Origin of the sequence: Halarcobacter mediterraneus, assembly GCF_004116625.1 — a bacterium.
Classification (GTDB): Bacteria; Campylobacterota; Campylobacteria; order Campylobacterales; family Arcobacteraceae; genus Halarcobacter; species Halarcobacter mediterraneus.
Genome location: NZ_NXIE01000007.1, coordinates 26,692 through 50,542 on the forward strand (window position 1 = coordinate 26,692; position 23,851 = coordinate 50,542).

A 23,851-nucleotide genomic window follows, 5' to 3' on the forward strand; every position below is an offset into this window, starting at 1 on the left:
AATTTTTTATTTATCAACTACCATTGCTTTTAGTTCTGCTTGTGCAACTAGCTTATCATCAACATAAGCTTTCCCATCTAATACGATTAAATTACCTTTTAATTTTAATATTTCAATTTTATAAACAAGTTGGTCTCCCGGTTTTACAGGACTTCTAAATTTAGCTTTATCAATACTCATAAAGTAAATAACTTTGTTTTTTAATTCTTCAGTTGAAAGGTCATTACTTTTTAATGCAAGTACTCCACCTGCTTGAGCCATTCCTTCTAAAATTAGTACTCCTGGATAAATTGGATGTCCAGGAAAGTGTCCCATAAAAGCAGGTTCACTAATAGAAATATTTTTATATCCTGAGATATTTACGCCTTTTTCCATTTGAGTAATTCTATCTACAAGTAAAAAAGGGTATCTATGTGGTAATATTTCTTGAATCTCATTTATATCTAACATTATTCTTGTTCCTAAGTTAAAGTTTTTTGAAAATTATTTATTTTAGCTAAAAAAATATTAGCTTTGAATTATGTTTGCAACATTTTTAGAACTTCCATGTTTTAAATATTTTCTAAGTTCTTTAGAAGTTTCTAAAAAGTCATTTTTATTTATATTTTCATACTCTTTATAAAGGTTATTAAAGCTTACATTCTCTTGAAAAAATTCTTTGTGAATGGGGGGCTTACCTGCTTTGTATAAAAAGATATTTGCTAAACCAATATATGGAAGTTTTACAAATAGTCTACCTAAAAAATAATCTACTTTTTTTGCTACATAACTCATAACAAATGGTGTTCCTATTAGTGCTGCTTCAAGAGTAGCTGTTCCACTACAAATAAATGCAAATTCTGCTTGTTTTAACTCTTCGTGGGAATCATTTGAAATTTTAAATAATGAAATATCTCCATAATACTTTTTTATAAATTCTTTATCAAATTTTTTTGGAATAATTAAAATGTGTTCTTTATCTTTTATTTTAGATGCCAGTTCTCTATATACATTCATATGATTTATGATTTCAGTTTTTCTACTTCCTGGCATAAATACTATTTTATTTGAATTTGTTAATTTTTCTTTGAACTCTTTTATTTCATCTAATAAAGGGTGACCAACATAAGTAATCTTTTTTTTATCTGTATAAATTTCACTTTCAAAAGGTATGATAGAACAAAGTTTAGTACAAAATTTTTGTAGTTTGAAAACTCTTTTTTTCTTCCATGCCCAAGCTTGAGGTAGTATATAATAAATGATTTCTTTATTTGGGTATCTTTCTTTTAATTTTTTTGCTAGGGGGAGATTAAATCCAGAACTATCCATAAGTAAAACTTTATCACATTCGTCTGCTAAGTCTACAAGCTCATCTCGGAGTTTAAAAAAGAATCTAAGTTTTTTTATAGCATCTGTAAAACCCATAATAGCAAGTGATGTTAAGTCATATAAAGGATTTCCTAAAGAGTCATCAAAAACTCCTTTTAGCTCTATATCCTGGTTAAGGTGTTTTTTTAACTCTTTTAAGTGAATATTTGATGAAGCTTCCATTGCGCAAACTAGAAGTTTCATATAATCACTTCTTTTACATCTTCATATATTACTGCATCAAGTTCTATTTCATATTTACCATCTATAACTTCATCTACAACTACAATAGTAGATAGTCCATAAGGATTCTTAGTAACTACATTTCTAATATTTAATTCTGATTCAAATGTTGGTGGGTTAAACATTAATTTTTTTACATTTCTATATGTACTGTTTCCTATAGAGTTAAACATATCTATACTAAGAACTTTTACTTCATCTCTATTTAAATATGCTACTTCATCTTTTTCATACTCGATTCTTCCATTCATTTTTTTTCTATTTAGAGTTGAATAACAAAGGAAATATGAAGGAACTACTTTTTTATCAATTTTAACTCTTCCACTTAGTAATCTATAATTTAAAAATCTTTGTTTTATTATTTGATATGGAATATCTTGTTCTTCTAGTTCATCTCTTTTTTTATATAGCTCAAGCCTACTTTCTATTGATTCTGGTAAAACTTGATTAGAAAGGGGAGAAAACATTTCATCCATAACTTTTTTTTGTTGTTCTCTTTGGGCAGTTAATCCAAATAAACAGCCACAATAGTTTTGTCTATAAAGAGAATTTTCTTTTACAACTTCACCTTGTATTTGTGTTCCATTTCCACTTCTGTAATCTTTGAAAATAAATTCACAATTAAGTTCTTCTGTTAGTTTAGCTCCTATTTTTTCTAATTTATCTTGGGATTTTTTAGGAGAAATTAGTAAAGATGTTGTAAATTTATCATGTCCTAATTCTACAGCTTTTTTTGCACTAACTTCAAGTCTATCATCATAGCAAACAGTACATCTATCTCCTTTTTCAGGTTCATTTTCTAAACCTTTTACCTTCTTAAGCCATTCTTCTAGATTGTATGGACCTTCGAGAAGTTCAATACCAAGCTTTTTACAAGAGTATTCAACGTCAAGATATCTAAGTCTATATTCATTATAAGGGTGAATATTAGGATCGTAGAAAAAACCTACAAGTTTTTCTTCTGGAAAATCTTCCTGCAGCCTTTCTAAGAAATAGTGTGAATCTACTGCGCAACATATATGTACTAACAAGGATAACCTTTGATTATATAATTATAAATTTTTCTGTATTATAGTAGAAAGTTTTATAATAAAGGATTAGATATCAAAAATTTAGCTTTCATATTTTTTAGTATATTTATTTTTACTGCATGTTCTTTCACTCAACCTAAAGTTGTTTCAAGTGCAACAATTCTTATAAAAACACCAAAATTAAAGTTTTACGATAAAGGTTTTATATCTAAATTTGGAAATTTTACTAGAGTTGAGGTTTTTTCTGCAGGGACAACTGTTTTAAATTTAGATATTTATGAAAATCAAATTTGTAAAGATAGTTTTAAATGCCAAAATGCCAAAAGTTTTAATAGAGAATATTTACATAAATCTTATAAAGAAAATTTTTTAAAAGAGTTGTTTGAAAAAGAGGAGAAAACTATAGTTCATAGGGATAAAAAAAACAATATTTTAATAAAAATTTTAAAAGACTAAGTTAAAAAAGATTATTTCTTTTTTAACTTAGCATAACCAGCTTTAATAAGTTTTAGAAGTGGTGCTCTATAGGATGTAAATACATAATGTTTTATTTCATAAGCGATTCTTCCCTTTACATGGAAAAGGTCAAAAATATTTCCAGCTGCATACTTCCCTCCAAGGGCAATTAAAATCCCATCAAGTTTTGGTTCACAAGGAATTAATTTTTTATTTTTAATTTGTCTTAAAATATTTTTACCTGCATTTATTCCACTAATTCTCGCAATAGTTACATTTGGAGGCATTATTTCACCTGCTTTATTTCTAATCTCAGCTGCATCTCCAATGGCAAAAATACTTTTGTCTTTATCACTTTGCATAAATTCATCTACAATAATTTGACCCTTATTGTTCCTTTTTACATCTAATTCTTCTGTAATCTGGTTTGCTTCAACCCCTCCTGTAAAAATTAAGAAAGAGTAATCAATTTTTGTTCCATTTGAAAGGTAAGCAAAGCTATCTTCACATTTTTGAAGTTTTGTATTTGTAATAACATTAATACCTAACTCTTTTAATCTTTTGTGAGAAATGCTAATTAATTCCTTTGTTAGTCCCGGTAAAATGGAATCTGAACTACTAATTAAAGAGATTTTTAAATTATCACATGAAAAATTCCCTCTTTTAAAGAATTTTTTTGAGTTGTATGCCATCTCTGCAGCAATCTCAACCCCTGAAAGTCCAGCCCCTACAACTACAATATTTGTGTCATCACATTTTTTTGCTTCATCTTGAATTTTATTAAAAAGTTGATTTTCAAAACTTTGTTTAAAAAACATTGCCCAATGTAATTTTTTAATATCATGGGCATTATTAAGTCCAGGTACACTTGGAGGGAAAAAAGTTCTTGTTCCTGCTGCCATAATTAAATAGTCATATTCTACTATTTCTTTTTCTTCAGTAAAGATTTTTTTATCTTTTTGATCAATTTTTCTAACTTTTAAGTTTTTGTATTCTAAGTAGGGATGATTTAGTCCTATACATAAAGTGGTTAAATCAATTGTTACATCTGCAATATTTGATTTGTTTGCAATTAAATCGTAAACTTCTGGTTGAAGGTTATGAAAGGTATGTTTATCAATAAGTGTAATTTTTATATTTTTGTTTTTTACCAACTCTCTTAGTGCATAAATACCAGCATAACCACCTCCTATAATTACAACTTTCTCCATAAAAAATTTCCTTCTTTCTTGTAATCTTGTGGTTAAAATTTTGTTCTTTCTTTAGATACAAAATTATTTAGTTAATAGTTTTTTATTGTATCTTTTAAAAATAAATAGAATTAAAACATTTTCAACTAAAAAGTTTCTTTATGAATAGCTTAATATTTAGCTAAATTTTTAAAGTAGGAATAAAAGTAATACTTTTAATATATATTGGGTTTAAAGATGTATTTTTGTAAGATGAATACTTATACTAAGAAAAATATAGGAAGAAAAATGAAATATGTTGGAGCACATGTAAGTGCAAGTGGTGGAGTTTTTAATGCACCAATTAATGCAAGAGAAATAGGTTGTAAAGCTTTTGCTCTTTTTGTAAAAAATCAAAGACAATGGAAAGCAAAAGATTTTGATACAAAAACTTTGGATAAGTGGTTTGAGGAAATGGAAAAAACAGGAATTGAAGCAAAACATATTTTACCTCATGATTCTTATTTAATCAATTTAGGTCATCCTGAAGAAGAAAAAAGACAAAAATCTCTAGATGGTTTTTTGCATGAAATACAAAGATGTGAGATACTAAAACTTGATAGATTAAACTTCCACCCAGGTAGTCACTTAAGAAAAATAAGTGAAGAGGAGTGTTTAGATAGAATTGCATTATCTATGAATCAAGCAATTGATGCAACAAATGATGTAAAACTAGTAATAGAGAACACAGCAGGACAAGGAAGTAATTTAGGATATAAGTTTGAGCATTTAGCATATTTAATTGATAAAGTTGAAGATAAAAGTAGAGTAGGTGTTTGTATAGATACCTGTCATATGTTCACAGCTGGATATGACATCAGAACTAAAGAAGCATACGATAAAACTTGGAAAGAGTTTGATGAGCTTGTTGGACGAGAATACTTAATGGGTATGCACTTAAATGACTCTAAACCTGAACTAGGAAGTAGAGTGGATAGACATCATAGTCTTGGAATGGGACAAATTGGTTGGGATGCTTTTGAATTTATTATGAATGATGAGAGAATGGATGATATTCCAATGGTTTTAGAAACAATTGATGAAACAATTTGGCCTGAAGAAATTCAAGCTTTATATGATTTAGTGAAGAAGTAAAAACTTCTTTACTAATTATTAATTCCTACTCTTTCAATTGAAATATCACCATTATCTAAAACTTTAAAATCAATATTCTTTTCATTTTCAAACATCTGATAAATATCTATCATCTCTCTAGTTTCAATTGTTGATGGAACCATTCCATGAGCTTTTTTAACAATAAGTGTATTGTTTTTTATTTCATAGTTTTTATAGCACATATTAGATATTTTTATTTTTCTATTCTCTAATATTTTGATTAATTTTTTCATAATAATAAGACCTTTTTATATTAAAAATTTTTTGAATTATCTAGATTAAAACTATATTATTCCCTATAGGGAGTATAATAATAATTCTATCTCTTATAAACTTATAAAAAACTTCACTATAGGGAATATATGTTATTGCATTTAGATATAGACGATCAAGAGATAGAATACTTTCATAAGATTATTGCTCAAAATGTAAAAGAAATTAGAAAAAAGAAAAAAATATCCCAAACTGATTTGGCTTTAAGTATTGGACATAAATCAGTTAGTATGGTAAGTAAAATTGAGGCAGGTTTGGAAAATAAACATTATAATATAGAGCAATTGTATAAAATATCAAAAGTATTAGATGTTGATATAAAAGATTTTTTTTAAAAAAAAGTTAATGAGTTCATCAAAAATAAAAGATTTAAGGTGATAGAGAAGTTTATCTTTTAAATTTATTAAAAATCCTTAAAGATAAACTTATAAAAAAGTTATACAATTATGCTAGATAATATTTATATATGAAGGATGACTATGTCAAAAATAGGAATTTTAGTAGCAAGTGCTAATAACAACTTAAAATTAGGGCAAAAGTTAGCAGAAATTGCAAAAGATTTAGGTGTTGAAACAGAACTTATTAATTTAGTAGATTTAAATTTACCTCTTTATAGTACAGTTGAAGAAGAAAAAAATGGACTTCCAGAAATAGCAAAAGATTTAGCAATTAAAATTTTAGGTTTAAAAGCTTTTATTGTTGTTGCCCCTGAATACAATGGTGTAATGCCTCCTGTTTTAAATAACGCAATGGCATGGACTTCAAGGTCTACAGAAGATTGGAGAGATGCTTTCAATGAAAAGGTAGTAGGTTTAGCTACACACTCTGGTGGTGGGGGACAAAAAGGTCTTCAAGCTATGAGAATACAATTTCAACATCTAGGTGCAAATATTTTAGCAAGAGAGATTTTAACAAGTTATGATAAAGCTTTAAATGAAGAAACTGCTAAAAATATGATACTTCAATTAGATAAACTTTCAAGGGTATAAACTTCCCTTGTTGTTTTGCATAAAAGCAAAACAATAGTATAATTTTTTATGCAAAATATTATTGAAGCTTTATTACCAGTATTTTTTCTTATTTTACTAGGTTATTTTTTTAAAAGAATTAAATTCCCAAATGAAGAATTTTGGGTAAGTTCTGATAAATTCACTTATTATATTTTATTTCCTTCTTTATTAATTTATAAACTTTCAACAGCTTCTTTAGATGGTATAAATGGTTTTAACTTTATTTTATCAGCTTTTTTGACAATGGTTATTTTAACAATTGCTTTAATGCTTTTCAATAAGTTTATAAAGAAATTTAAAGGAGACTCTTTTACTTCTATTTATCAAGGCTCAATACGTTTTAATACCTATGTTTTTTTAGCTTTGGTTGATGCAATATTTGGAGATAAAGGTTTAGTTTTAGCAGCTTTATTAATGACTTTTATGATTCCTCTTATTAATATTTTTTGTATTTCAATCTTTTCAGTTTATGCAACAAACAGCAAAATTGATATTAAATCTTTTACTTTGTCTATTGTGAAAAATCCCTTAATCATGGGATGTTTAGTAGGTGGATTTTTAAACTTTTTTGGAATATCTTTATTTACTCCCTTGGAAAAGACTTTAGGTATTTTAAGTTCTGCAGCACTTCCTTTGGGTCTTTTATCTGTTGGAGTAGGTCTTCATCTTTCTCAAATAAAAGAAGCTAAATTAGAGTTGATTTTAGCCTTATTAATAAAACTTATCATTTATCCTTTTATTATTTACTTAATAGGCGTTTATTTAGGAGTTCAAGGTTTAGCTTTAGCTGTTTTAGTTGTATTTGGTTCTATGCCAACAGCTCCATCTTCATATATTTTAGCAAGACAACTAGGTGGTGATTTGAAATTAATGTCTGCAATAATTACTTTAGAAATATTATTATCAATTATTTCAATAGCTGTTATTTTATCTATAATTACTGTTTAATAACCTTCTTTTGATATAATAAAAAGAAATTATGGAGTGTAAATGATTTTTTTAGTATTATTTGCAGTGATAGTTATTATTGTTATTGCCTTAAATATATATGATAATTTTAATTTACAAAAAATTGAAAATTACTATTTAAAGAAAAAATGTTTAAATGTAACCTATTCAAAGGGTATATACAAGGGAATTTGTCAGGATTTAATAGTAAAAATACCTAATAGTTTTAGTCCAGATTTACTAAATGATAGACAAATTTTAAAAATTAGTGAAATAAATGAAGTAAAAAAAGAAAATTTAATGATAATTATAAATAAAGATTATAAAATACCCTTTGCAAAAAAGGAGAATTTAAATAAGTTTTATGAAAGTATAGAGGAAAAAATAAATTAAATGAAAGAAATTGTAGATTTTATAAAGTCAGAAAAAGTAGAAGCATCAAACTTTTTTACCCATTTAAAATGTTCTAAGGAAGAAGCAAAAATTCTTCAATATCTTACTAAGCAATATATCTCAGGTAGAGATACGTTAATTGTTATTGATATTTTAAATGAGTTTTATGATATAAAAAATTTTGAGCACTTAAGTAAAATTCAACTTATTAAATCTCTACTTGAGCTTGGATGGTTAGTTCAAAGTGGATTTGATCAACTAAAATTAAATGATATGTCTCAATTGGAGTTATTAAACTCTGCAGTTACTTTGTCTCCTGCATTTTTAAAACTTTTAGAAAAAGGTTCTTTAGAATTTGTTTTACCAGAAGTGAAAAAGTATGAAGATCATCTTGAGTATTTACAAGACCAGTTTTTTAGAATAGATTTAGCCCAACAGTTAAATTTAGTAAAAAATAATTTTGATGAAAATTCACCTAGTATAAATAGGCTTAGATCAAAGCTTACTCTTTTAGAAAATAGAATAAAAGAAAGAGTAAAAGAGACAACAGAAACAATTATGCTAGAAGAGTTTTTTAAACAACACTCTTTAAATGAACAAGAGCAAATGGTATTTTTAGCTTTATTAAAAGAAGAGTATTCAGGAGGAGATGGAACAATTAGAGATATGAACTCTTTGATTGCTCTTATTTCTAGTGATGATTATGAAAAAATAAAATATAGATCACTGCTTGAAGAAAGTTCAAAGCTTGTTTCAAGTGGACTTATTGATTATGATGAGGTTTTAACTCCTTTTGGTGGAATAAATAGAAACTTTTTTATTCCAGATGAAATTTTATATAAAATTTCTCATCCTACTAATAAAAAAGAAAGAGCTACTAAAATGAAGCTTGATACTTTGATAAAAGAGCAAGAAACTTTTGAGTTGATTTTTACAAGTAAAACTTTAGATGATGTTGTTTTAAATGACAAAACAAGAGAAGTTTTAAATTCTCTTTTAAAGCAAATGGATAAAAAAGTTTTTAATAGACTTAAAGAATGGGGAATAAAAGATAAAAAAAGAAATATAGAAGCTAAAATTATTTTTTATGGTTTTGCAGGAACAGGAAAAACCCTTACAGCTTTAGCTTTTGCAAAAACTTTAAAAAGACAGGTTCTTAGTTTTGACTGTTCAAAAATTCTTTCTATGTATGTAGGTGAAAGTGAAAAAAATGTTAGGGCAATTTTTGATAAATATTATGAGTTGAGAGATAAAAGTAAATCTGAGCCTATTTTATTATTAAATGAAGCAGATCAATTTTTAAGTGCAAGAACTCCAAGTGGAGCAAGTGGAAGTGAAAAAATGCATAATCAAATGCAAAATATTTTTTTAGAACAAATTGAAAGATTTGATGGAATTTTAATTGCTACAACAAATCTTTTAGAGTCACTTGATAAAGCTTTTTCTCGAAGATTTAATTATAAGATAGAGTTTAAAAAACCTAACTTAGAACAAAGGATTCAGTTATGGGAAAAATTACTTCCTATAAACCTTCCTTTAAGTGAAGATTTTGAATTAGAAAAGCTTGCAAAATATGATCTAACAGGTGGACAAATAGAAATGGTAATAAAAAATACAGCTTTTAAAATAGCTGTAGAAGATGAACCTTTATTTACAAATAAGTCTTTTGAGGAACAAATTTCAAAAGAATTAAAAGGTAATTTTGACTCGGAAAATAAAGTAGGGTTCTTTTAAAAAAGAACCAATAAAGTATTAGCTTTCCTTATAAGAGGGGGCTTTACTTCAGAAAAGATATTATATAAACAAATAATTTTAAGGATAAAAGATGACACATATGGAATTTTCACATCCATATTTTGGTGTTTTTGTAATGTTTATTTTAAGTTTTGGTATTTTTCTTAGTTTAGTTTTTATAGCTAGATTTTTAGGTAGAAAAATTGCAAGACTAAATACAGAAAAATTAAAAACAACCCTTTATGAATGTGGGCCAGAAGTTACAAAACAGCCAAGTAGTATTTCTATACAGTTTTATTTGATGGCTTTACTTTTTATTTTATTTGATATTGAAATTATTTTTATGTTTCCATGGGCAATTAATTTCCAAATTTTAGGTTGGTTTGGATTTATTGAAATGATTTTATTTATATTATTACTAACTATTGGATTTATTTATGCTTGGAAAAAAGGAGCCTTAGAATGGCACAACATAAAGTAAATTATTTAAAAGATGGTGGAGCACCAATTGCATTAACAACAATAGATAAAGTTGTTAATTGGGGAAGGTCAAACTCTTTATGGCCTTTAACTTATGGTTTGGCATGTTGTGCTATTGAAATGATGGCAACAGGTGCTTCAAGGTATGACTTTGATAGGTTTGGAACAATTTTTAGAGCAAGTCCAAGACAAGCTGATGTACTAATTATAGCAGGGACTCTTACAAAAAAACATGCAGAGTTTATGAGAAGATTGTATGACCAAATGCCTGACCCTAAATGGGTTATTTCAATGGGTTCATGTGCAAATACTGGGGGAATGTTTAATACTTATGCCACAGTTCAAGGAGCAGATAGAATAATTCCTGTAGACATTTATTTACCTGGCTGTGCACCAAGACCTGAAACTTTACAATACGCACTTATGATGTTGCAAAAAAAGATTAGAAGAGAATCTATTTTTAGAAGTATTAAGAAAAAAAGGCTTGTATAATGAGAAAATATACACCTAAGGATGATGTACAAAAAAAATCATACTCTAGTGATAGATTTTATATTACTCCTGAAACAGTAAAGAAAGAACTTGCTAGTGATGAAGTTTATGCAAAAGATATTGAAGAACTTTCAAATAATTTTGAAGTCTTAAATTCATATATTGAAATAGATGAATTAGTGCTTTTTATAAGACCTGAAGATAATGTAAAAGTTATAAAGTTTTTTAAAGAAGTTTTAGCTTATGAGATGTTAGTAGAACTTTCTGCAATTGATTATCTTGCAAAAAGAAATGGTTTTGAGATTTTTTATGAAATGTTATCTTTAAAGAAAAGAAAAAGAGTAAGAATCAAAACTTTTATAGAGGAAAAACAAGAATTAAACTCAGTATATGAAGTCTTTAAAATGGCTAATTGGTCTGAGCGAGAAATGTATGATATGTACGGAGTAAGAGTTATTAATCATCCAAATTTAAAAAGAATTTTAATGCCAGATGATTGGTATGATCATCCTTTAAGAAAAACTTATCCTCTTCATGGAGATGAGGTTGCTTCTTGGTATGAAATTGATAAAATTTTTGGAAAAGAAGCAAGAGAGGAAATTGGACCTGAAATAAGAGATCCTGCTTTTATTGATAGATATGATACCCAAAGGTTTTCAAGGTTAGGGCATGAAGTTCCTTCTGGTGTTGATATTAGTGATGGGAAAGAACCAGAACAAACTCCTTTAGCTTATCAAGAAGAAGGTGGAGTACCTATAATTAAAAAGTTTGATGAAAACAAAAGTGTTACACTTGATAAAAGAAAGTAAGAGAAAATAAAATGCGACAAACAGCTAATAGATTAAAACCCTTTTTTGAAAATATAAACTTTGAGCATGAAGATAATACTATGATGATAAATTTCGGTCCACAGCACCCTTCTGCCCATGGACAAATGAGATTAATGCTAGAGTTAAAAGGGGAAGAAGTAGTAAAAGCAAGACCTGGAATAGGTTATCTTCATAGGGGTATGGAGAAAATGGGTGAAAATATGATTTATAATGAATTTTTGCCAACAACTGACCGTATGGATTATATTGCATCAACTTCAGATAATTATGGTTTTGCACTTGCTGTTGAAAAACTACTTGGAATTGAAGTTCCAAGACGAGCAGAAGTAATCCGTACTATGCTATTAGAACTAAATAGACTTATGTCCCATCTTTTTTGGTTAGCAACTCATGCCCTTGATGTAGGAGCAATGTCTGTATTTTTATATACATTTAGAGAAAGAGAATATGCCCTTGATTTAATAGAAGATTATTGTGGTGCAAGACTTACTCATAGTGCAGTTAGAATAGGTGGAGTTCCTTTAGACTTACCTGATAATTGGTGTGAAGATTTAGCAAATTATCTAGAAAAATTAGAAAAAGAAATTAGTAGATATGAAGGCTTACTTACAGAAAATAGAATCTGGAGAATGAGATTAGAAAAAGTAGGTGTGATAGATGAAGAACTTGCTAAATCATGGGGTTGTACAGGAGTTATTTTACGAGCAGCTGGTGTTAAATGGGATTTAAGAAAAGAGATGCCATATGGTTTATATCCTGAACTTGATTTTAATGTTCCTATTGCAAGTACAGGGGATGCTTATGGAAGATATAAATGTTATATTCAAGAAATGAGAGAATCAGTAAAAATATTAAGACAACTTATTCCTATGTATAAAAGCAGTGAATCAGCTCTTATGGCACATGCACCTGAATATATCTCTGCATCTAAAGAAGATATTATGACTCAAAATTACTCTTTAATGCAACATTTTGTTTTAGTAACTCAAGGTATGAGACCACCAAAAGGTGAAATTTATGTGGCAACTGAATCTCCAAAGGGTGAACTTGGATATATGATAGTAAGTGATGGAACTCCATATGCCTATAAACTTAAATTAAGAGCACCATCTTTTTGGCATACCGGCGTTTTAGAGGATATGTTACCTGGTCACCAGTTAGCAGATGTTGTAACCATTATTGGAAATTTAAATATTATATTTGGTGAAATCGACCGATAGAGAGAAAAAATGAAAAGATTTGATTTAAGACCATTAAAAGATAATTTTTATGACAGAATGTTAGAACTTATGGATAAAGAAGTTTCAAAAGGGGAAAATGCAATTTTTCTTTTTGAAATAGGAGATTTTTCTTGTGTTCAAAAAAGTGCTGACTTAATAAAAGAAGCAGAATATACATTAATGAATTCTATAAAGTTTAATGAAGTTGATTGGACTATTGTTGTAAAAAAAGAGAAAACTAAAGAGATAGTAGAAAAAGAGGTTGAAGATGCAGAATAAAGTAGAAAAAATTTTAAATAGTGATTATATAGTTTCATTTGGGTCATTTTTGGCTCAAGATAATGAATTTGTCAAAGAAGCAATTATTGAATCAATTGCTAAAAAAAGTTCAGAATTTATTTATATGCATCCTGTAGATAATGTGGATATAAAAGTTTATTATTCTCAATTTATTAAATATGAAGTAGGAAGTGAAGAAGGTATTGCTACTATGCTTCTTGATACCTTTGTAAAAAACCCAAGTGAAGAGATAAAAGCATATTTAAATGATTTAGATATGGGGTATATTTCTGCTGAAAGTTCTGCTGGAGAAGAAGAGTTTGAGGAAGCAAAAGAAAAAGAAGAAGAAAAAACTTCAAAATGTTTATTAGTTGGAAGAGATATAACAACTCATGAAAGAGTAGAAAATATAATAAAAATATTAGCAGCACTTAAAAAATACTCTGATTTAGAGATTATTTGTTTAGATGAAAAAACACAAGAAGCTGTTGATGCCTGTCTTGATGAAAACCTTGAAGAAGTTGAAGAATTGCACTCTTATAATGGAACAGTTGTATATACTATTTTTGATCAAGAAGCTTGCCAAAAGTTAGTTGGAAGCCAATCTTTTGCAAAAATTGCAAAGATTCAAGATAAAGATGAAGTTTATTTAAATTTTGAAGGGCAAAGGTTGAAAAAACAGTTTATAATTAATAAAGACCTATATGGAACAATTGCCTTATGTCCTATAGAAAAAGAAAATATTAGCTTTTTGGTTGAAGGTTATCGATATAAACAAGTTGGGATAGAAAAGGCCGAATAATGAGTGAATTAATAAGCTTAACAATTAACGGAAAAGTTGTTAAAGCCAAAGAATCAGAAAGTATTTTAAATGTAGCAAGAGCTAATGATATATTTATTCCTGCACTTTGTTATTTAACTAGATGTTCTCCTACTTTAGCATGTCGACTTTGTCTTGTTGAAGCTGATGGGAAACAAGTTTATTCTTGTAATGCAAAAATAAAAGAAGGAATGAATGTAACAACAAGCACTGCAAACATTGAAAAAGAAAGACGAGCTATCATGGAGGTTTATGATGTAAATCATCCTCTTCAGTGTGGAGTTTGTGACCAAAGTGGAGAGTGTGAATTACAAAACTATACTCTTTATATGAAGCTTGATTCTCAAAGTTATTCTATTAAAGATGTACCAAGACCAACTTCTCATTGGGGTGTTATGAATTATGACCCAGGTCTTTGTATTGTTTGTGAAAAATGTGTAACTGTATGTAAAGATATGATTGGATCAAATGCCTTAAGTACTGTAAAAAGAGGTTCAGACGTAATTGATAAATCGTATAAAGAAGAGATGCCAAAAGATGCTTACGCAATGTGGAATAAGCTAAATAAATCTCTTATTGGATTTGAAGCAGACAATTGTACAGATTGTGGTGAGTGTATTTCTGTTTGTCCTGTGGGTGCTTTAGTTTCAAATGATTTTCAATATAAATCAAATGCTTGGGAACTAACAAGAATTCCAGCTGCAAATCCTCATTCTAGTGATTGTGCTTTTATGTATTATGAAACAAAACATACTTCAATTGATAATCCTAGCCCTAAAATTTATCGTGTAACAAATGAACATCATTATTCAACATTGAATGGGGCAGCTAGGTTTGCTTATGATTTTGAAAATAAAGTAGAGAAAAAAGATGAAAAAGCTTTTTTCAAAGCAATTGAAGCTTTTAAAAAAGCAGATTCAATAAAATTTAACTCATATATTACAAATGAAGAAGTTTTACTTTTACAAAAGATAGCTTTAAAAACAGGAGCTAAATTAGTAAATAAAGATGCTTATAGATTTAAAAGGTTTTTAGAAAATTATAGCTTAATAAGTGGTAAGTCTCTTTATTCGGCTACTTTAAAAGATGTACATGAGTCAAACTTTGTGGTATCTATTGGAGCATACTTAAAATCTGATTTACCAAGTGCAAGATATGCTTTTAATAATAGTGTTATCATGAATAAAGCAAGTGCTTTATATTTTCATCCTGTACAAGATCCAGTTATGGAAAAAGTTGGCAAAAGAGGTAAAACTACAGAGTTTATTTATCATAAACCAAATATTGAAAGCTCAATCTTATATCTGCTTTTACATCTTTTTGGAAAAGATTTACCAAGTGAAATACAAGAATATCTTGATTCAAAAAAAGAGCAAAGAGTAAAAACTGTTACTGAAACAATCAAAGAAAAAGTCATAGAACTTGTGAAAGATGAAGAAACAGGAGAGGAAAAAGAGGTATCTAAAATGGTACCTAAAAAAGTGGAAAAAGAGCTTGAGTATGAATATACAAAGTTCTTAGATGATATTGAAAAAGATGAAACTTTTTTAGAGTTACTTGATTCAATGTTAGCAAAAAAAGACAAGTTTTCTTTAATTATTGGTGAAGATTTAATTCATAATGAAAATAATGAAAATTTAGGGAAACTTTGTGGATTAGTAGATAAATATACTTCTTTTGATGTATTAATTCTTCCAACTCAAACAAACACTTTAGGAGTTAGTTTAATTTGCGATGAATTATATGAAGAAAATAGTGGTTTTACTCTTGGATATAATGAAAAAGCAGATTTTGAATTAAGTGCTTTAAATAATGATAAAACTGATGAAAAATTAGATATTCCAGCTCTAAATCAACAAGAAGGAACTTTTTCAAATATTGATAAAAGAGTAATTCCTACAAATGCAGCAATTGAGTATAAAGGTTATGTTTTAAATGATATTGCAAATACTATTTTAGAAGATGATATTGAGTATACCATTGAATATACAAAAGAACTTCCAATAGAAAAAGGTTTTTCAAAAATAGAGTTTGATAATTTACCTAACTATTTTGGAAATGATAGAAAAGAGTATAGAGGATATGATTTAAAAGAGTTTACTATTGAAGTAAAAGAAGATTTAGAAATTAAAGAAAGTGAAGCTTTAAGTATAAATGAAAATGAAATTATTATTTATAAAGCTAATCCTATAAATCAGTTTAATGAATTTACAGCAATAGCCCATGAGTTTAAAGAGAAACTTCAATCAGGTATTTTCTTTTCAAAGTCAATGTTTGAAAAACTACAATTAGAAGAAAATCAAGAAGTTCTTGTACAAGTAGGTGAAATACAAAGAACTTTAAAAGCTTATATAGAAAAACAGATTGATGGAGATATTGCTTTAGTGTCTACTTTTGAAAAAGATTTAGATACTAAAGCTTTCTTTGAAAATTCTAGATATGCAAAAGCAAGTGTGACTAAGGTATAAAATGGAAACTTCAATTTTAATAGAAACAGTGATAAAAGCTATAATTGTTCTTTCAGTATTTGCAACCCTTGCAGGATTTACAACTTATATAGAAAGAAAAGTTTTAGCCTTTATGCAAAGAAGACTAGGTCCAATGAATGTTGGACCTCATGGACTTTTACAGCTAGCAGCAGATGGAATAAAACTTTTTACAAAAGAGGATTTTATTCCAGCAAATGCTAGTAAACCAGTTTTTATGATAGCTCCAATAATTACAGCAGCAACTGCATTTATTGCAATGAGTGCTGTTCCATTTTTTCCAGAGTTTGAACTATTTGGATATACAGTACGACCAATTATTGCAGATATAAATGTGGGTGTTTTATTTGTAATGGGTGTGGCTTCCGTAGGACTTTATGGACCATTATTAGCAGGAATGAGTAGTGCTAATAAATGGGCACTTTTAGGGGGAGCAAGAACAGCTATTCAACTTCTATCTTATGAAGTTGTTTCAGGACTTGCTCTTCTTGCACCACTTATGCTAGTTGGAAGTTTATCTTTAATTGATATAAACAACTATCAAGCAGGTGGTTTTACTCATTGGATTATTTGGTCTCAACCTTTAGCTTTTGTTTTATTTGTTATTGCAGGTTTTGCTGAAACAAATAGAACTCCTTTTGATTTATTGGAGCATGAAGCTGAAATTGTTGCAGGTTATGCAACTGAGTATTCAGGTCTTAGATGGGGAATGTTTTTTATAGGTGAGTATGCAAATTTATTTACAATATGTTTTTTAATTTCACTTATTTTTCTTGGTGGTTTCAATGACCTTGGTTTTATACCTGGGGGATTAGCAATTGTTTTAAAAGTTATGTTTTTAATTTTCTTTTTCCTTTGGACAAGAGCTTCTTGGCCTCATATTAGACCAGATCAGTTAATGTGGCTTTGCTGGAAAGTATTAATGCCCTTAGCAGTGATAAATATTTTAATCACTGGTTTTGTAATGATGTTTTAGGATTTGATAATGAGTTTAGACAAATTAAAAAATAGAGATGTTAGTGTTGATGATTATATAAATATATTTGAAGATAATTATCCAAAAACTTCATGGGGACAATTTAAACAAGTAGTAAAAAGATCTTTTAGAGGAGAACTTTTCAAAGGACTTGGTATTGTTTTAAATATCATGAGAGAAGCACTATTTAAAGGGGAAATGCAAACAGTTCAATACCCAGCTGAGAAACTTCCAATAGGACCAAGATATAGAGCTGTGCATAAACTTCTTGCACTTTTAGAATCAGGTGAAAATAGATGTATTGGATGTGGTCTTTGTGAAAAAATATGTATAGCAAATTGTATTAGAATGGATACTAAGATAGATGAAAACTCTAGAAAAGAAGTCTTAGAGTATTCAATCAATATGGGAAGATGTATTTTTTGCGGTTATTGTGCAGAAGTTTGTCCTGAACTTGCAATTGTTCATGGAGGAAGATATGAAAATGCCAGTGAACAAAGAGCTCATTTTGCTTTAAAAGAGGATTTATTAACTCCAATTGATAAGTTACTAGAGCAAAAAGAGTATCCAGGTTTTGGTGCTGTATCTCCTGATGCAGATGAAAAAATTAAAAAAACACCACTTTCATACTAAGGAGTTTGAATGTTTGAGATTGTAGCTTTTTATCTTTTCGCATTTTTAACTGTAGGAATGTTTTTGATTACAGTTTTTACAAATAACTCTTTATATGCTTTAAGTTCTTTAGCTGCTGGAATGATATTTATTTCAGCTTTCTTTTTTTTATTAGGCGCAGAGTTTTTAGGAGCTGTTCAAATTGTAGTTTATACAGGAGCTGTGATGGCTTTATATGCTTTTGGTATGATGTTTTTTGATGCTTTATCAACTGTAAAAGAGAATATAAAAAATCCAAGATTAGTATTTTTATTAACAGGTATCTCAGCTTTAATTGTAGTTTTAATATTTACTGCACCAATTGTTGTATCAAATTTTGAAGCCTATTATGCTATTAATCCTGAGTTAGGAAACTCTCAACAAGTAGGAGTTGTACTATTTACAAAATATTTAGTTCCTTTTGAAGTTGCTGCTGTAATGCTTTTAGTTGCAATGATAGGTGGAATTATTTTAGCTGGAAAAAAGATGGATATTTCATATACCGAGCTTAGTGAAGAACAAATAGATGCTTTAGAAAATAAAGAAAAGGAGAATAAATGAGTTTAAATGAGTACTTAATTTTGTCAAGTGTACTTTTCTTTATAGGTATGATTGGAGTATTAAGAAGAAAAAATCTTCTTATGCTTTTTTTCTCAACAGAAATTATGCTAAATGCAGTAAATGTTGGACTTGCTGCTGTATCAAAGTTCCATGGAGATTTGACAGGACAAATGTTTGCTTTTTTTATTATTGCAATTGCAGCAAGTGAAGTTGCTATTGGACTTGGCTTACTTATTCTTTGGTATAAAAAAAGAGGTTCAATTAACCTTGATACTCTACAAAGTATGAAAGGTTAAGGTATTATTTATGGAAAACTATTTATATATAGCTCTTTTTGCACCTCTTCTTGGGTCTTTAATAGCAAGTTTATTTGCAAATAAAACTAAAAGCACTTTTATTGGAATTTTATCTTCTTTTTTTATTGCCCTTTCAATGTTTGCTTCATTAAAACTTTTATATATGATATACACAACAGATGTTGTAGTTTCAATAAAACTATTTGATTGGATAGCAATTGGTAATTTATCTATTCCTTTTGGCTTTGTAGTTGACCAAGTAAGTGTTGTAATGATGGTAGTTGTGACAATAGTCTCAACTATGGTTCATATTCATTCAATTGGTTATATGGAACATGATAAAAGTTTTAATAGATTTTTTGCTTGGCTTGGTGCTTTTGTATTTTCAATGATGGTTTTAGTTATGTCTGATAACTTTGCTGGTTTATTTATTGGATGGGAAGGTGTTGGTCTTTGTTCTTGGGGATTAATTGGTTTTTGGTATCATAAAAAAGATCAAGAACTAACAAGTGATATTAAAAAATCACCATTTTCAACACTGTCACCATTTTCTTCTATTTCTCCTTCTTACGCAGCAAATGAAGCTTTTATAACAAATAGAATTGCAGATTTAGCAATGCTTTTAGGAATGTTTTTAATTTACTGGAATCTTGGAAGTTTACAGTATGATGAGGTATTTGCAAATATAATTACTTTAGATAATAGTTTAATTATAGCTATTGCAATACTTTTATTTATAGGTGCTATGGGTAAATCAGCACAATTTCCTTTTAATCAATGGCTTGCAAATGCAATGGAAGGACCAACTCCTGTTTCAGCATTAATTCATGCAGCAACAATGGTAACAGCAGGGGTTTATTTAGTAATAAGAGCAAATGATATTTTTGTAGCAGTACCAAGTGTAGGGAACTTTATAGCAATACTTGGAGCTTTTGTTGCAATTGGTGCAGCACTTATGGCTTTGGTTGCGACAAATATTAAGAAAATCATTGCCTTTTCTACTTTATCTCAACTTGGATATATGTTTGTTGCTGCTGGACTTGGAGCTTATTGGGTAGCACTTTTTCACCTTGCAACACATGCTTTTTTTAAATCAGTTCTATTTTTAGGAGCTGGTAATGTTATGCACGCACTTAATGATGAAATTAATATAAAAAATATGGGTGGGTTATATAAGCATATGAAAGGCACAGCTACTATTATGATAATAGCTTCTCTTGCCCTTGCTGGTATTTTCCCTTTATCAGGATTTTTCTCAAAAGATTTGATTTTAGAAGTTGCTTTTGGAACTCATAGTTATATAATTTGGACTGTATTATTTATAACAGCAGGTCTTACTGCATTTTATTCTTTTAGACTGATTATGTATGTATTTTTTGGAAATGAGAACTTTAAAGAGTTTAACTATCATCCTCACGAAGCAAAAAGTTATGTAATAGTAGCAATGTCTATTTTAGCTATTTTAGCTATTACTGCAGGATGGTTTAAAAGCTTTTTTGTAGAGTTTATAACAAAAAAACTTCCAGAACTAAATGCACATTTAGATTATTCAACTATATATCTTTTAATAGTTGCAACAAGTGCAATTGTTTTAATATCAATTGCCTTTGCAATAATTAGATTTAGAAAAAAGCAAACTTATTTTTCTTCTTCTTTTGAAAATAGATTTTGTTATAAACTACTAGCAAATCAGTTTTATATGCCACATTTTATAGATAGTATTGTAAATAAATCATATCTTCTTCTTTCAATAATTGCTTATAAAGTCTTTGATATGAGAGTAATAGATTTAATAGTTGATGGTATTGCAAAAATTATTTATAAAAGTGGAGATAAAGCAAGAGTTTCTCAAAGTGGGAACCTATCAAGTTCTTTAAGACTTATGGTTTTAGGAATAGTTTTTCTTTTAGTTTTAGGCATTGTTTTAGCAGTAGCAAGCCAAGGGGTTTATTAAAATGGAATATATTTTATCAATATTAATATTTTTTCCAGCATTTGCAGGGTTTATAGGGTTTCTAGTAAAAGAAGACTCTATTAAAGCTTATGGAATTATTGTTACTGCCTTGCAGTTTATTTTATCACTTATTCTTTGGATTAATTTTGATGTAAATGAGGCTTTAATGCAATTTACACAAGTAATTCCTTTGATTAGTACTTATGGTATAAATTATTCTGTTGGAGTAGATGGGATTTCATTGTTTTTAGTGATAATGACAACTTTTATGACAATGATTTCTATAATAGGTCTTAGTGAAAAAAGAGATTTAAAAAACTTAATTATTACGATACTTTTTTTAGAAATGACAATGGTTGGAGTTTTCCTTGCCCTTGATGCAATTATTTTTTATGCTTTTTGGGAGTTATCATTAGTTCCTATGCTTTATATTATTGGAGCGTGGGGTGGAAAGTTAAGAATCTATGCTTCAATAAAGTTTTTTCTTTATACTTTTTTAGGTTCTTTAATCATGCTTGTAGGAATGCTTTATTTAGGATATGTATACTATTTAACAACAGGAGTTTATAGCTTTAGCTTAGAAGATTGGAATATGATGATTTTACCATTTGATATGCAGTTTTGGTTATTTATTGCATTCTTTTGTGGTTTTGCTGTTAAAGTTCCAATGTTTCCATTTCACACTTGGCTTCCATATGCCCATGGACAAGCACCAACAATTGGTTCTGTAATACTTGCAGCAGTTTTACTAAAAATGGGAACTTATGGTTTTGTAAGATTTTCATTACCACTATTTCCTGATGCAAGTGTTTATTTTACAATTCCTATGGCTATTTTAGCTTTAATTGCAATTGTTTATACAGCAATGGTAGCATATGCTCAAGAAGATATGAAACAAGTTATTGCTTACTCTTCTGTTTCTCATATGGGTGTTATTATTTTAGGTATTTTTGCTTTAAATGTTGAAGGAATTGGAGGTTCAATTTTTCTTATGATTTCCCATGGTATTGTATCAGGGGCTTTATTTATGTTAGTTGGAGTTGTATATGATAGAACCCATACTAAGCTGATTAAAGATTATGGAGGAATTGCTTCAATAATGCCAAAGTATGCAACGATTTTTGCCATAATGCTTATGGCTTCAATAGGACTTCCTTTAACAATTGGTTTTGTAGGTGAATTTTTATCACTTCTTGGATTTTTCAAAGTAAGTGCAACTTTAACTTTAATAGCTGGTCTTACTATAATTTTTGGAGCAGTTTATATGTTAACAATGTATAAAAAAGTTTTCTTTGGGGAAGTTAGAAATGAAAAGAACAAAGAATTAAAAGATTTAAACAAAAGAGAGTTAAGTGCTTTAATCCCTCTTGTTGCCCTAGTTATAATCTTAGGTGTTTATCCAAAACCTATTTTAACTCCTGTAGAAAATTCTGTTTCTGCTTTAGTTGATTTGATGAAAATAAAAGCAGCGGAAGATAATACAAGACTTGAAATTATAGATAGAAACTCAATTGAAGGAGATAAGTAATGAATGAAATTACACCAATTGATATTGAGTTTGCTAGTTTAAACTTTACTACAATTGTTCCTATGCTTATAGCTATAGTAGGGGCTTTACTTATTTTATGTATTGATTTAGTAAATAAAAAACTTGATAAATCCCTTTATGTGATGATTACAGTTTTATTTTTATTGATTGATTTAGGAGCTTTAGCAAGTTTTAGTTCTGATGTAAGAGGTTTTTTTGACCTTTTATTAGTAGATGGAATTGCAATTTTATCCCAAGGAATTATTGTAATAGCTTCTATATTTTTTGTACTTACAGCAATGGGAAAACTAAGATTTCAAGAATATAGATATCCTGAATATTTTGCTCTTTATTTATTTATGATAGCTGGTTTCCAATTTATGGTAAGTTCTGATTCTCTTATCTTAATTCTTGTAGGGCTTGAAACAGCTTCAATGGCACTTTATACAATAATTGCAATGCACAATAGACTAAATGCTTTAGAAGCAGCTATTAAGTATTTTACAATGGGTGCTTTATCAACTGCTTTTTTTGCTTTTGGTTCTTTAATTTTTTATGCAGTAACCGGAACTGTAGAACTTGGAAAAATATCAGAAGTTTTAGTTGCTTCAAGTTTTGAAAATTATCCTTTAGTACTTTTAGGGGTAATATTTATGTTAGGAGCTTTAGGGTTTAAACTTTCATTAGTTCCTTATCATACTTGGGTAGCAGATGTTTATGAAGGTTCAACGGCAGCTTTAGCAGGTTTTTTATCTATTGTTCCAAAGTTAGCAGGTTTTGTAGTTGCTTTAAGATTTTTTGAGATTTTTATTGCTGCAAGTGACCCTTTTGTGGAAATAATTCTTTATATTACAGTTGTTTTAACTATCACGATTCCTAATATTATTGCATTATTACAAAAAGATATAAGTAGAATGCTTGCTTATTCTTCTATCTCAAATGCTGGATTTGCAATGACTGCTATTTTAATAGGGACGACACAAGCAACACAGGCACTATTTTTATATTGGTTAATGTTTTTAATCACAAATCTTGGAGCCTTTTCAATGCTTTGGATAAATAGAAGTAAAAATAGTACAAACTTTTCCTCTGACCATACTTTAGAAAAGTATTCAGGTCTTATAAAAAGAGAACCTTTTACTGCTCTTATGATGGGATTATTTTTATTTTCACTAGCAGGGATACCTCCTTTTGCATTATTCTGGGGAAAATTATATTTAATAGGAAGTGCTGTAAATGCAGGATATATAATCTTAGCTCTAATTATGGTTATAAATTCGGCTATTGCTGGATACTATTATTTAAAACCTATAGTTCATATCTTTTTGAAAGAACCAGAACCAAATAGTGAGAAACTTCTTGAAAATGCTACAGTTTCTATAAAAGGTATAATAGGTTTTTGTGGAATACTAGTGATTTTTTCTATTCTTTTAATAGAACCACTTTTAGACATAATTTCATATTATGTTCAAATTTCAGGCTACTAGAGAGATTTCTC

25 protein-coding genes are annotated in these 23,851 nt (G+C 28.5%); 20 read left to right on the plus strand and 5 right to left on the minus strand.

All coding sequences use genetic code 11. The annotated features are described in order from the left end of the window. Window positions 1-6: 6 nt before the first annotated feature. From fabZ to CP965_RS13415, 4 genes are all read right to left on the minus strand, one after another. A complete protein-coding gene (gene fabZ / locus CP965_RS13395; protein ID WP_129062623.1) occupies window positions 7-450 on the minus strand; it encodes a 3-hydroxyacyl-ACP dehydratase FabZ in 444 nt (147 codons plus the stop codon). Window positions 451-507: 57 nt separating this feature from the next. Next, on the minus strand, window positions 508-1,551 hold the full coding sequence (lpxB, locus tag CP965_RS13400; RefSeq protein ID WP_129062624.1) for a lipid-A-disaccharide synthase: 1,044 nt from the start codon (window positions 1,549-1,551) through the stop codon (window positions 508-510). Beyond that, window positions 1,548-2,621, minus strand: coding sequence for an epoxyqueuosine reductase QueH (locus CP965_RS13405; protein WP_129062625.1), 1,074 nt, complete (start codon window positions 2,619-2,621; stop codon window positions 1,548-1,550). The genes lpxB and CP965_RS13405 overlap by 4 nt, the downstream gene beginning before the upstream one ends. A gap of 467 nt (window positions 2,622-3,088) precedes the next feature. Continuing rightward, window positions 3,089-4,288 (minus strand): NAD(P)/FAD-dependent oxidoreductase, encoded by a 1,200-nt coding sequence (locus CP965_RS13415; protein ID WP_129062626.1) that lies wholly within the window; start codon window positions 4,286-4,288, stop codon window positions 3,089-3,091. Window positions 4,289-4,555: 267 nt separating this feature from the next. On the opposite strand from CP965_RS13415, the gene nfo reads away from it, so the two are divergent. Beyond that, window positions 4,556-5,401, plus strand: coding sequence for a deoxyribonuclease IV (nfo, locus tag CP965_RS13420; protein ID WP_129062627.1), 846 nt, complete (start codon window positions 4,556-4,558; stop codon window positions 5,399-5,401). An 11-nt stretch (window positions 5,402-5,412) separates the two neighbouring features. On the opposite strand, the gene CP965_RS13425 is transcribed toward nfo, so the two are convergent. Beyond that, entirely contained in the window at window positions 5,413-5,655 is a 243-nt protein-coding gene (locus tag CP965_RS13425) for a hypothetical protein (RefSeq protein WP_129062628.1), read from the minus strand. Between the two features lie 129 nt (window positions 5,656-5,784). Between CP965_RS13425 and CP965_RS13430 the strand changes: the two genes are divergently transcribed. The 19 genes from CP965_RS13430 (at window position 5,785) to nuoN (ending at window position 23,840) form a co-directional block, all read left to right on the plus strand. Continuing rightward, a complete protein-coding gene (locus CP965_RS13430; RefSeq protein WP_129062629.1) occupies window positions 5,785-6,030 on the plus strand; it encodes a helix-turn-helix domain-containing protein in 246 nt (81 codons plus the stop codon). Between the two features lie 144 nt (window positions 6,031-6,174). After that, window positions 6,175-6,684: an NADPH-dependent FMN reductase gene (locus CP965_RS13435; RefSeq protein ID WP_129062630.1), complete on the plus strand. Its 510-nt coding sequence runs from the start codon at window positions 6,175-6,177 to the stop codon at window positions 6,682-6,684. A 48-nt stretch (window positions 6,685-6,732) separates the two neighbouring features. Beyond that, entirely contained in the window at window positions 6,733-7,653 is a 921-nt protein-coding gene (locus CP965_RS13440) for an AEC family transporter (RefSeq protein WP_129062631.1), read from the plus strand. Window positions 7,654-7,695: 42 nt separating this feature from the next. Then, window positions 7,696-8,046 carry a hypothetical protein gene (locus CP965_RS13445; RefSeq protein WP_129062632.1) on the plus strand — a complete coding sequence of 117 codons (351 nt, stop codon included), beginning with the start codon at window positions 7,696-7,698 and terminating at the stop codon, window positions 8,044-8,046. Then, window positions 8,047-9,780 carry an ATP-binding protein gene (locus CP965_RS13450; RefSeq protein ID WP_129062633.1) on the plus strand — a complete coding sequence of 578 codons (1,734 nt, stop codon included), beginning with the start codon at window positions 8,047-8,049 and terminating at the stop codon, window positions 9,778-9,780. Window positions 9,781-9,871: 91 nt separating this feature from the next. Next, window positions 9,872-10,261, plus strand: a complete 390-nt coding sequence (locus CP965_RS13455; protein ID WP_129062634.1) for an NAD(P)H-quinone oxidoreductase subunit 3 — start codon at window positions 9,872-9,874, stop codon at window positions 10,259-10,261. Continuing rightward, the gene (locus CP965_RS13460) at window positions 10,243-10,752 is read left to right on the plus strand and encodes a NuoB/complex I 20 kDa subunit family protein (protein WP_129062635.1); all 510 of its coding nucleotides are present in this window, start codon (window positions 10,243-10,245) and stop codon (window positions 10,750-10,752) included. Before CP965_RS13455 ends, CP965_RS13460 begins: the two co-directional genes overlap by 19 nt. Then, window positions 10,752-11,561: an NADH-quinone oxidoreductase subunit C gene (locus CP965_RS13465; RefSeq protein WP_164971037.1), complete on the plus strand. Its 810-nt coding sequence runs from the start codon at window positions 10,752-10,754 to the stop codon at window positions 11,559-11,561. Before CP965_RS13460 ends, CP965_RS13465 begins: the two co-directional genes overlap by 1 nt. 11 nt (window positions 11,562-11,572) lie before the next feature. Further along, entirely contained in the window at window positions 11,573-12,802 is a 1,230-nt protein-coding gene (gene nuoD, locus CP965_RS13470) for an NADH dehydrogenase (quinone) subunit D (protein WP_129062637.1), read from the plus strand. A 9-nt stretch (window positions 12,803-12,811) separates the two neighbouring features. Further along, a complete protein-coding gene (locus tag CP965_RS13475) occupies window positions 12,812-13,081 on the plus strand; it encodes an NADH-ubiquinone oxidoreductase subunit E family protein (protein ID WP_129062638.1) in 270 nt (89 codons plus the stop codon). After that, window positions 13,071-13,883 carry a hypothetical protein gene (locus CP965_RS13480; protein ID WP_129062639.1) on the plus strand — a complete coding sequence of 271 codons (813 nt, stop codon included), beginning with the start codon at window positions 13,071-13,073 and terminating at the stop codon, window positions 13,881-13,883. Before CP965_RS13475 ends, CP965_RS13480 begins: the two co-directional genes overlap by 11 nt. Further along, window positions 13,883-16,369 (plus strand): NADH-quinone oxidoreductase subunit G, encoded by a 2,487-nt coding sequence (locus tag CP965_RS13485; protein ID WP_129062640.1) that lies wholly within the window; start codon window positions 13,883-13,885, stop codon window positions 16,367-16,369. Before CP965_RS13480 ends, CP965_RS13485 begins: the two co-directional genes overlap by 1 nt. Window position 16,370: 1 nt before the next feature. Then, window positions 16,371-17,363 (plus strand): NADH-quinone oxidoreductase subunit NuoH, encoded by a 993-nt coding sequence (gene nuoH, locus CP965_RS13490; RefSeq protein ID WP_129062641.1) that lies wholly within the window; start codon window positions 16,371-16,373, stop codon window positions 17,361-17,363. A 9-nt stretch (window positions 17,364-17,372) separates the two neighbouring features. Beyond that, window positions 17,373-17,996: an NADH-quinone oxidoreductase subunit NuoI gene (nuoI, locus tag CP965_RS13495; protein WP_129062642.1), complete on the plus strand. Its 624-nt coding sequence runs from the start codon at window positions 17,373-17,375 to the stop codon at window positions 17,994-17,996. Between the two features lie 9 nt (window positions 17,997-18,005). After that, the gene (locus CP965_RS13500) at window positions 18,006-18,575 is read left to right on the plus strand and encodes an NADH-quinone oxidoreductase subunit J (RefSeq protein ID WP_129062643.1); all 570 of its coding nucleotides are present in this window, start codon (window positions 18,006-18,008) and stop codon (window positions 18,573-18,575) included. Then, on the plus strand, window positions 18,572-18,871 hold the full coding sequence (gene nuoK / locus CP965_RS13505) for an NADH-quinone oxidoreductase subunit NuoK (RefSeq protein WP_129062644.1): 300 nt from the start codon (window positions 18,572-18,574) through the stop codon (window positions 18,869-18,871). Before CP965_RS13500 ends, nuoK begins: the two co-directional genes overlap by 4 nt. Window positions 18,872-18,881: 10 nt before the next feature. Continuing rightward, window positions 18,882-20,825 carry an NADH-quinone oxidoreductase subunit L gene (nuoL, locus tag CP965_RS13510; RefSeq protein WP_129062645.1) on the plus strand — a complete coding sequence of 648 codons (1,944 nt, stop codon included), beginning with the start codon at window positions 18,882-18,884 and terminating at the stop codon, window positions 20,823-20,825. Window position 20,826: 1 nt separating this feature from the next. After that, window positions 20,827-22,353 carry an NADH-quinone oxidoreductase subunit M gene (locus CP965_RS13515; protein WP_129062646.1) on the plus strand — a complete coding sequence of 509 codons (1,527 nt, stop codon included), beginning with the start codon at window positions 20,827-20,829 and terminating at the stop codon, window positions 22,351-22,353. Next, window positions 22,353-23,840, plus strand: coding sequence for an NADH-quinone oxidoreductase subunit NuoN (nuoN, locus tag CP965_RS13520; RefSeq protein WP_129062647.1), 1,488 nt, complete (start codon window positions 22,353-22,355; stop codon window positions 23,838-23,840). Before CP965_RS13515 ends, nuoN begins: the two co-directional genes overlap by 1 nt. Window positions 23,841-23,851: the final 11 nt, after the last annotated feature.